Origin of the sequence: Stenotrophomonas sp. 3diitr2024 (assembly GCF_042136455.1) — a bacterium.
Lineage (GTDB): Bacteria > Pseudomonadota > Gammaproteobacteria > Xanthomonadales > Xanthomonadaceae > Stenotrophomonas > Stenotrophomonas sepilia.
Map to the genome: position 1 here is coordinate 1 of NZ_JBHHMJ010000577.1, position 9,719 is coordinate 9,719.

Consider the following 9,719-nt stretch of genomic DNA (forward strand, 5'->3'; position numbering starts at 1 on the left):
CGCCACGGTCGCCCCGTCGGGCGACCGTGGCCGGCCGGGCAGGGAGCCGGCATGGCCGGAATGCCCGGGCGTTACTTGGTGCGGCGAACCTTCGGCTGCACGTTCACCCCGTCCACCTTCATATACCAGGCGCCAATCACCCCTGGGTGCATGCTGACGCCCGGGGCGTCCTTGCGGCCACCGGAATAGTGCGTGGCGTCTATCTGCTCCCACTCCTGGCCGTTCTGCAGCACGTAGCGGCGGCCCTGGCCGAATCCACGGAATTCGCCCTGCAGGTTGCTTTCGATCGGTTCGCTGCTGCCGAAGTCCAGGAAGCCGCGGTTCTTCTTGATCACTTCCTGGCGGCCTTCTTCGCGCGCTGCGGCGACGGCCTGGGTGGTGGCCGCCTCGACCTTGCCCTGCAGCCAGCGGTTGAGCGTGGCCAGTTCACCGGCACTGAGCTTGTCCAGGCCGGCGGCCTTGAACTCGGAGGGCGACATCTGCTGCTGCAGGTCGCCCTCCACCACGCGCTGGGCCAGCGCAGGCGCGGACAGGGACAGCAGCACGGCGGCACAGGCCAGCAGCCGTGGACGGACGCGCGGGGCAATCAAAGGCATGGCGGGTCTCTCCTGAGTGTGTGGGCGAGTGTAGCGGCATGTCTTCATGCCGGGTGATGGTGGGTGCAGTGATTGTCCCTGAACGGCGCCGGCGCTAGTGTAGGGGCCTCTGTCTTGCCTGCTCGATGCTGTGAACCGCGCTTCCGTCCCTGGCCTGGATGCCTTGTTGAACCGTCCCTCGGCAGCGGTGCTGCCTGCTCCGCTGCGCCAGGCCCTGCGTGAGCATTGGGAAGCGCCGGATTGCGAGCACCAGATGCGTGCCACCTGGTCGGTGCTGGGCGATACCCTCGATGCGCTGGCGATGCTCTCGGCCGATGAAGGCGCAGTGGTGGCCGCATTGCTGTTCGACCTGCCGGGCCTGCGCGCCAGCCTGGACCAGCTGCCGCTGGGCAACCACAAGGCGGCGGTGATCGGCCTGCTGGATGGCCAGGATGCGGCCGACCCGGTGTGGGCGCTGCACGCCGGCCGTGAGGCGGGGCGCAACAGCGAAGGCCTGCGCCGGCTGCTGCTGGCGATCATCCGCGACCTGCGCGTGGTGCCGATCCTGCTGGCACGGCAGCTGGCGCGGATGCGCGCGGCCGACAAGCTGGACGAGGAGCAGCGCCGCGCGCTGGCCCAGCTGACCCGCGACATCCACGCGCCCCTGGCCAACCGGCTGGGCATCTGGCAGCTGAAGTGGGAGCTGGAGGACCTGGCGTTCCGCCACCTGGAACCGGAAACCTACCGCCGCATCGCCCGCGAGGTGGATGAAACCCGCATCGCCCGCGAGCGTTACGTCGAGAACGTCAAGAAGGTGCTGTCGCGCGAGCTGGTCGCCCAGGGCATCAAGGCCGAAGTCAGCGGCCGCCCGAAGCACATCTACAGCATCTGGCGGAAGATGCAGAAGAAGCGGCTGGCCTTCGACCAGCTGTATGACATCCGTGCGGTGCGCGTGATGGTCGACGACGTCGCCGCCTGTTATGCCGCGTTGGGCGTGGTGCACGCGCTGTGGGCACCGGTACCCAGCGAGTTCGATGATTACATCGCACGCCCGAAGGCCAACGACTATCGCTCGCTGCACACCGCCGTGGTCGGCCCGGAAGGGCGCACCATCGAAGTGCAGATCCGTACCCACGAGATGCACTCGCAGGCCGAGCTGGGCGTGGCCGCGCACTGGAAGTACAAGGAAGGTGGCAAGGGCGCGGAGAAGTCCTTCGACCGCAAGATCACCTGGATGCGCCAGTTGCTGGAACAGGCGCAGGACGGGCAGGGCAATGAACTGGCCGGGGCGCTTGATGCCGAGCTGACCGAGGACCGGGTCTATGCGCTGAGCCCGAAGGACGAGGTGCTGGACCTGCCGCAGGGCGCTACCCCGCTCGATTTCGCCTACCAGGTGCATACCATGGTCGGGCACCGCTGCCGCGGCGCAAAGGTCAACGGCCGCATCGTGCCGCTGACCTACCGCCTGCGCAGCGGCGACCGCGTCGAGATCCTGACCGGCAAGGAGGCCGATCCGCGCCGCGACTGGCTGATGCCGGCCAACGGCTTCCTGGCCAGCAACCGCTCGCGCGAAAAAGTGCGCAGCTGGTTCCACAAGCTGGACCGCGCGCGCAACGTGCAGGCCGGTCGCGAGCTGCTCGAGCGCGAGCTGAAGCGGCTGGGCCTGCAGCACGCGGACCTGGCCGTGGCGGCGAAGAAGTTCCATGCCGACAGCGTCGATGACCTGTACATCCAGGTGGCGCTGGGCGATACCGGCCCGAACCAGGTCAGCCGTGCGCTGCTGGAGGCGGAGCGTGCCGCCAGCCAGCCCGCACCCGCACCGGCCCTGCCGCGGCCGACCGCGCGCCGCGAGAACCTGGGCAAGTCCAAGTTCACCGTGCAGGGCGTGGGCAACCTGCTGGTGCAGCTGGCACGCTGCTGCCAGCCGGTGGCCGGCGAGCCGATCATCGGCTACCTGACCCGTAGCCGGGGTGTCACCGTGCATCGTGCAGACTGCGCCGCGCTGGCCCGGCTGGCGGCCAGCAGCCCGCAGCGCATCCTGCCGGTGGAGTGGGGCCAGGCCGGGGGCGGCTACGAGGTGGACGTGGTGGTCGATGCGGTCGATCGCCGCTGGCTGCTGAAGGACATCACCAACCTGATCGCCCAGGAAGACGCCTACGTGCTCGACATCCACAGTGACAACGTGCGCAACAGTGGCCGTGCCCACCTTCGGCTGCGCCTGAAGGTCAGTGACTACGGGCAGTTGTCGACGCTGCTGGGCAAGCTCGATGCGCTGCCGGGCGTGAGCGAGGCGCGTCGCCTCGGCTGAGCTTCACGCTGCCCCGGCTACCCTGCACGCATGGAACGCGAGCCCCCGCATCGCCCGCATGGCGCTGAACACCCTGCGCTGGACCGCGTCCGTCGCGAGGGGCGTTGGTGGTGGCTGCAGGCGCGCCATGCGCGCCGGATCTGGCGCTGGGCGCTGCTCGCAGCGCTGGCCGTGTTCGTGCTGCTGGTCCTGCTGCGCAAGCCGCTGGCAGACTGGTTCTGGGATGAGCCGCAGATCGAACAGCTGCTGGCTGAGGGGGATCGTGCATTGGCGGCTGGGCGCCTGAGCGATGCCGATGGCAGTGGTGCGCGCGAGCGCTACCAGGCGGCGCTGGCGCTGGACGGTGATCGCCCGCAGGCGCGCCAGGGCCTGGCCAATACCGGCGCGGCAGCGCTGCAACAGGCGCGCGATCGCCTGCAGGCGGATGACCTGGACGGCAGCGCGCAGGCTCTGGCACTGGCCCGTGAGCTGCAGGTGCCGCAGGGCGACGCCGATGCGGTTGCCCGCCAGTTGCAGGCGCGACGCAGCGCCGGAGCCGGTATTGGTGCGTTGTTGGCGCAGGCGCGTAACGCGTTCGCGGCCGGACGCCTGGATGACGGCGACAGCAGTGCGTTGCCCTTGTTCCAGCGCATCCTGGCCCTGCAGCCGGACAACCTGCCGGCGCTGGAAGGGCGCGAAGATGCGCTGAGCGACCTGCTGCTGCAGGCACGCACGCTGGCGGAGCGAGGGGAGTTGGCCGAGGCGGCCGCGCTCCTGCGTCGTGCCCGTCAGTTCGATGCTGGTCATGCCGATCTACCGGCGAGCGAGGAGGCCCTCGCGCGCGCCGCCGACCGGCGCCTGCGGCAGGCGCAGCGTGCGTTGCGACGGCAGCAGCTGGAAGCTGCGGCCAAGGGCTTCCAGGCGGTGCTGGTGGTGGCCGCCGATGATTCCAATGCCCAGCGCGGGCGTGAGCAGACCCTGCAGGCAGTGGTTGCACGCAGCCAGAAGTCCGCCGACGACTTCCAGTTCGATGCGGCGCAACGTGATGCGGCCCTGGCGGCGGAGCTGGGGGCTTCGCAGGCAGTCCGGCAACAACTGGCGCAGCGCCTGCAGCGCGCGCAGCAGGCGCAGCGGGCCCTGCAGCAGCCCGCGGTCAGCACGGCGCAGCGCGAACGCCAGCTGCGCGACCACCTGCGGAAGATCGAACGTGCCGAGCGCGCGGGGCAGTGGATCAGCCCACCCGGGCACAGCGCGTTCGACGCGTTGCGCGAAGCCCAGTCGCTGGCTCCCCGCGATGCGCGGGTGAAGGCCGCCGCCGCACGCTTGCTGCCCGCCAGCCGACGCTGCTTTGACGACAATCTGCGGCAGAACCGCGTGCAGGCGGCAGGCGCCTGCCTGCAGGCCTGGCAGACCCTGTCACCGACCGCAGCCGGACTGCCCTCGGCGCGGCTGCGGTTGGCCCAGCGCTGGCTGGCGATCGGCAGCGAGCGGCTCGGCAACGGTGACCTGGCCTTCGCCGCGCATGCCGCCGAACAGGCGCGGTTGCTGCAGCCGGATCTGGCCGAACTGCCGGCGTTTGAAGATCGCCTGCGCCGCGCCGGTGGACGGGCGGACTAGGCGAAGAACACCCGCTGCACGGTCGCACGGGCGGCTTCGAGTGAGAAATGTTCGGCGACGTTGGCCAGGCCAGCATCGGACAACTGCTGCCACAGCTGCGGGTCCTGGTACAGGCGGACCACCGCATCGGCGAAACCGGTAGCGTCATCGGCCACCAGTACGTCCTGGCCGGGATGCAGGTGCATGCCTTCCACGGCGCAGGTGGTACCGACTACCGGTTGGCCATGGGCCATGCTCAGGTTGATCTTGCCTTTTACGCCGGCACCGAACCGCAGCGGTGCGATGGCAATGCGCGCGCCGTCCATGTAGGGCGTGATGTCTTCGACGAAGCCGTGCATCTGCACGCCGGGGTGGCGTGCGGCCAGTGCCAGCAACGATTCCGGCGCCGCGGCGCCGATGCAGTGCAGGCGTACCTCCGGTAGCTGGGCGCGGATGTGGGCGAAGACCTCGCCGATGAACCACTCCATCCCGTCCAGGTTCGGCGGATGGCGGAAGCCACCGACAAACACCAGATCGTGTCGTTGCTCGTAGACGGCGCCGGCGCCGGCAACCTCGTGCAGGTTGGAAATCAGTTCCACCCGTACCCGCGGCGCATCGGCCTGCAGCTGCTCCCGTTCGGCCGCACTGACCAGCACGGTGATGTCGCACTGCTCCATCACTGCCAATTCACTGCTGCGGGTGCGTTCTGCTGCGCGCAGCAGCGCCGCATCACCGGCCACTTCGGCACCGCGGCGTTCGCGCAGGTAGTGCAGGTCGACCGTGTCGAACACGGTTCGTGCCTGCGGCGCATAGCGCTTGAGCAGGGGCAGGCACTCGTGGGCGACGTGGTGGCGCACCAGCATCGCCACGTCGAAACGCGACCCATGGCTGCGCAGCCAGCCGGCCACGCCGTCCAGGAAGGGGGCGTACCAGACTTCCACGCCCATCCGCTGCAGCGCCTCGGTCGCCGCGCCGGCATGCTCGCGCCGGGTCGGGACGAAAACCACGTGGGCACCGCCCTGCAGCAGCAGGCGGATCAGATTGACCTGGCGCAGCGACCCGGAATCGCGATCGGGCTGCGGTACTTCCTCGTCCAGGATCAGCACCTGGCGCCGGCCGCGCAGCAGCAGCGCTGGCGACGGCACTGCGCCGACCGCCGGATGGCGGGCCAGCTCGGTGGCCCAGCGAGCGGCAAAGATGGCCTGGTTGCGCACCTGGTAGGCCTTAACCCCGCTGCCGGTGTCGGTGCCGTTGCTGGTGCCTTCGTCGTGGATCACCCGGCTGGCCGGCTGCACCAGCACGCGCAGGCCCTGTGCACGCACGCGGAAGGCCAGGTCGGTGTCCTCGTAGTACGCCGGCTTGTAGCGGGTATCGAAGCCGTCCAGCTGCTGCCAGAGGGTACGCGGCAGCATCAGCGCCGCACCGGAGCAGTAGTCGACGTCGCGCAGGCTGGCAAAGCGCGGGTCGTCAGCGGCCTCGAAGCGGCCATAGCTCCAGCCACTGCCATCGGCGAAGATCACTCCGCCCGATTCCTGCAGGCGGCCATCGGGATACAGCAGCTGGCTGCCGACCAGGCCGGCGTCGGGGACGCTGCCGAAGGTGTCCAGCAGGGCGTCGAGCCAGCCCGGCTGCGGCACCGTATCGTTGTTGAGCAGCACCACGTAGCGGCCGCGTGCGCGCGATACACCCTCGTTGCAGGCTTCGATGAAGCCGCCGTTGTGCGCACGCACCTCATAGCGCAACCCCGCCACCTGCGGCATCCACTGTGCGGTGGCGTCGCTGCTGCCGTCATCCACCACCAGGATCTCGCACGCGGCTGCGGGCGGGTGTGCCGCCAGGGCGCGGAGGCAGGCCAGGGTGTGGCCGACATGGTTGTAGACCGGGATGACGATGCTCACCTCCGGCGACTCGCTGAACGGCACTGTGAAGGGGGCGAAAGCCTGTGCTGGCGGCAGGAACAGGGGCGTGCGCGGCGCGGGAACGGCGCGCTGGGTGTGCACGCGGATGCGTTGCCAGGTGGCCCGCCACCCGCGGGTGCGCAGGCTTGCCAGGCTCCGGCGGGCCAGGCCCGACAGGCGGTTGATCAGGTATCGGATCTCGGCCAGGGACATCGCCATCCGGTTGCAACTCCAGCTTAAGCAGGGGAACCCGGGAGAATTCGCCAGCCGCAGTGGCTGGGGTAGACTCGCCAGACCCTACATTCTCGCATTCCCGTGCCCCGACGCTACGATTCCGACGACATCGACGATTTCGACGACGACCCGCAGGACAGCGGTCCGCTGTGGCGGCGCCGGCTGATCACCTGGAGCATGGCTGCGGTCGCATTGGGATTGGGTTTCCTCATTCCCTATACGCTGTACCTGAACCAGCAGGTGACCCAGCGTTTCGGCGAGCTGCGCTGGCAGATTCCGACGCGCGTGTATGCGCGCCCGCTGGTGCTCACCCCCGGCAAGGCGATGGATGCGTCCACGCTGAAGACCGAACTGGCCGCCTCCGCCTATCGTGATGACGGGCAGGGCAAGGAGCCGGCCACCTATGCGGTGAACGGCGGTCGCTTTGTGATCTCCAGTCGTGGCTACAACGACGTCGATGGCCGGGTGGCGCCGCGCCGGGTGGAGCTGTCGCTGGCCGATGGCGGCGTGGCCTCGCTGCGCGACGCCGACAGCCGCAAGGCACTGAAGGCCGCGCGGCTGGATCCGGCGCGCATCGCCACGCTGTACGGCCAGAAGCAGGAAGAACGCCGCCTGATCCGCATGGACGAGGCGCCGGACCTGCTGGTGACCGGCCTGCAGGCAGTGGAAGACAAGGACTTCAACCGCCATCACGGCATCGACCTGTCAGGCATCGCGCGCGCGGTGTGGGTGACGATCCGTTCCGGTGGCCAGAGCCGCCAGGGCGCTTCGACGCTCACCCAGCAGCTGGCCCGCAGCGGCCTGCTTGGCATCGGCAAGGAACAGACGCTCACCCGCAAGTTCAATGAGGTGCTGTACGCGCTGATCATGGAAGCGCGCTACGACAAGCGCACGATTTTCGAGGCGTATCTCAACCAGGTGTACCTGGGCCAGCGCGGCAGCCAGGCGATCCATGGCATGTCCTCCGGCGCCGAATTCTGGTTCGGGCGTGACCTGCAGTCGCTGGAGACCGAGCAGATCGCCCTGCTGATCGGCCTGGTCAAGGGGCCGTCCTTCTACGACCCGCGGCGCAACCCGGAACGCGCGCTGGATCGCCGCAACTTCGTGCTGGGCAAGCTGCACGACGCCACGCTGATCGACGATGCCGAGTACCAGCGCGCGCTGAAGGCTCCGCTGGGCGTGCCCAAGACACCGGGCCTGGTGGCTGCCAACCGCTTCCCCGCCTACGTCGACCTGGTCCGCCGGCAGCTTGCGCATGACTATCCGGAATCTGCGCTGCAGGGCGCGGGCCTGAGCGTGATGACCGGCATGTCGCCGTCCGCGCAGGCCTATGCCGAAGGCGCGGTGACCCGCACCATCAAGTCGCTGGAAAGCCAGCGTCGCCCTGAGCTGCAGGCCGGCATGGTGCTGACCGACGTGCACAACGGCGACGTGCTGGCGGTGATCGGCAGCCGTGAGGTGTCCGAGGTCGGCTTCAATCGTGCGATCGAGGCGCAGCGCCCGGTCGGTTCGCTGCTCAAGCCGTTCGTGTACCTGCTGGCCCTGGCGCAGCCTGACCGCTATTCGCTGGCCAGCTGGGTCGATGATTCGCCGGTGACGGTGCAGCTCGGCCGCGGCCGCAACTGGAGCCCCGGCAACGCCGACAACCGCAGCCACGGCACGGTGCGCCTGATCGATGCGCTAGCGCATTCGTACAACCAGGCGACGGTGCGCTTGGGCATGCAGGTCGGCCCCGAGCGCGTGACCCAGCTGATCCATGTGCTGGCCGGCATCAAGGCCGAGGCCAATCCGGCGGTGATCCTCGGCTCGACCGACCAGAGCCCGTATGCGATGGCGCAGCTGTACCAGTTCCTCGCGTCCGGTGGTGAGATCCAGCCGTTGCACGCCGTGCGTGGCGTGCTCGATCCGCAGGGCAAGCTGCTCAAGCGCTACGACAAGACCCCGGCACCGGCACAGGAAGGCGATTCGATTGCCGCCAACCTGATCAGTGTCGGCCTGCAGCAGGTCGTCGCCAGCGGTACCGCGCAGCGTCTCAATGCTGATGGCCTCGGCCGTCTGCAGCCAGCCGGCAAGACCGGCACCACCAACGATGGCCGTGACAGCTGGTATGCCGGCTACACCGGCGACCACCTGGCGGTGATCTGGATCGGCAACGATCAGAACCAGCAGGCCGGCCTGTATGGCGCCACTGGCGCGATGCGGGTCTGGTCGGGCATCTTCCAGCGCCTGCCGAGTGCGCCATTGCGGGTCAGCAACAAGGGCCTGGATTGGCAGCCGGTGGCTCCCACCGGTCTCAACAGCACCGATGAAGGCTGCCCCGGCGCGCGCCGTTTCCCGTTCGTGGTGGGCTATGCGCCTGCCTATGCGCCGTGCGCGCCGGCCGCGTCGCCCGAGGGGCAGGGCGAGGCTGAAGGCGAGGGCGGTGGCTGGCGCAGCTGGTTCGGCCTGGACCGCAAGCCGGAAGCACCCGCCGAACCTGCCGCCACCACTTCTCCCCCGAGCCGATGATGCCGATGAACATGCGTACCCTGCTGCAGCCCCTGGCCCTGACCGGCCTAAGCCTGGCCCTGGCCGCCTGCGTGAGCAGCGCGCCGCCGGTAGTCAAGCCGGTCGATACCACCACGCCGGCGCAGCGCCTGGCGGCCGTGGATGCTGCAGCGGGTCCGGACGACAAGGAACTGTCGGTGCAGCCGCTGCGTGATTCGCAGGTGGAAGACCTGAGGCTGGCCGCACAGGCGCAGCGCCAGGCCAACGACCTCGCCGGTGCCGCCAGCAGTCTGGACCATGCGCTGGAGATCGTGGCCGGTGACCCGGCCGTGCTGCAGGAGCGTGCCGAACTGGCGCTGCTGCAGGGGCAGTGGGCACAGGCGGAGACGTTCGCGCGCAAGGCCGTGGATCTGGGCTCGAAGACCGGGCCGCTGTGCCGCCGGCACTGGGCGACGATCGAGCAGTCGCGGCTGGCCCGGGGCGAGAAGGAGAATGCGGTGTCGGCGCATGCGCAGATTGAAGGCTGCACGGTGCCGGGGATCAAGCGGTACTGAGGTATTCCACTCCACCGGGCGCCGCCCCTTCTGCGGCGCGCGCACTGATGGATGCGGGTGATGGGCCGGGCGGGGGGGGGGGGGGGGG

6 protein-coding genes are annotated in these 9,719 nt (G+C 69.3%); 4 read left to right on the forward strand and 2 right to left on the reverse strand.

Features of this window, described 5'->3' with window-relative positions:
* Nucleotides 1-71: 71 nt before the first annotated feature.
* Nucleotides 72-596 (reverse strand): hypothetical protein, encoded by a 525-nt coding sequence (locus ABGA94_RS14885; protein ID WP_375367656.1) that lies wholly within the window; start codon nucleotides 594-596, stop codon nucleotides 72-74.
* A 130-nt stretch (nucleotides 597-726) separates the two neighbouring features.
* On the opposite strand from ABGA94_RS14885, the gene ABGA94_RS14890 reads away from it, so the two are divergent.
* Both ABGA94_RS14890 and ABGA94_RS14895 read left to right on the forward strand, forming a co-directional pair.
* Nucleotides 727-2,883: a bifunctional (p)ppGpp synthetase/guanosine-3',5'-bis(diphosphate) 3'-pyrophosphohydrolase gene (locus ABGA94_RS14890; protein WP_032954415.1), complete on the forward strand. Its 2,157-nt coding sequence runs from the start codon at nucleotides 727-729 to the stop codon at nucleotides 2,881-2,883.
* A 30-nt stretch (nucleotides 2,884-2,913) separates the two neighbouring features.
* Entirely contained in the window at nucleotides 2,914-4,479 is a 1,566-nt protein-coding gene (locus ABGA94_RS14895) for a hypothetical protein (protein ID WP_005418464.1), read from the forward strand.
* On the opposite strand, the gene ABGA94_RS14900 is transcribed toward ABGA94_RS14895, so the two are convergent.
* A complete protein-coding gene (locus tag ABGA94_RS14900) occupies nucleotides 4,476-6,575 on the reverse strand; it encodes a glycosyltransferase (RefSeq protein ID WP_375367658.1) in 2,100 nt (699 codons plus the stop codon). The two genes, ABGA94_RS14895 and ABGA94_RS14900, sit on opposite strands and share 4 nt — an antisense overlap.
* A gap of 96 nt (nucleotides 6,576-6,671) precedes the next feature.
* Here ABGA94_RS14900 and mrcB point away from each other — a divergent pair, with 96 nt between their 5' ends.
* Both mrcB and ABGA94_RS14910 read left to right on the forward strand, forming a co-directional pair.
* A complete protein-coding gene (mrcB, locus tag ABGA94_RS14905) occupies nucleotides 6,672-9,098 on the forward strand; it encodes a penicillin-binding protein 1B (protein WP_065178180.1) in 2,427 nt (808 codons plus the stop codon).
* Nucleotides 9,095-9,631: a hypothetical protein gene (locus tag ABGA94_RS14910; RefSeq protein WP_050562713.1), complete on the forward strand. Its 537-nt coding sequence runs from the start codon at nucleotides 9,095-9,097 to the stop codon at nucleotides 9,629-9,631. The genes mrcB and ABGA94_RS14910 overlap by 4 nt, the downstream gene beginning before the upstream one ends.
* The last annotated feature ends 88 nt before the right edge of the window (nucleotides 9,632-9,719 follow it).

Coding starts and splice junctions, on each gene's coding strand:
- ABGA94_RS14885 (WP_375367656.1), bottom strand. CDS start 596: ATGCCTTTGATTGCCCCGCGCGTCCGTCCACGGCTGCTGGCCTGTGCC.
- ABGA94_RS14895 (WP_005418464.1), top strand. CDS start 2,914: ATGGAACGCGAGCCCCCGCATCGCCCGCATGGCGCTGAACACCCTGCG.
- ABGA94_RS14900 (WP_375367658.1), bottom strand. CDS start 6,575: ATGGCGATGTCCCTGGCCGAGATCCGATACCTGATCAACCGCCTGTCG.
- ABGA94_RS14910 (WP_050562713.1), top strand. CDS start 9,095: ATGATGCCGATGAACATGCGTACCCTGCTGCAGCCCCTGGCCCTGACC.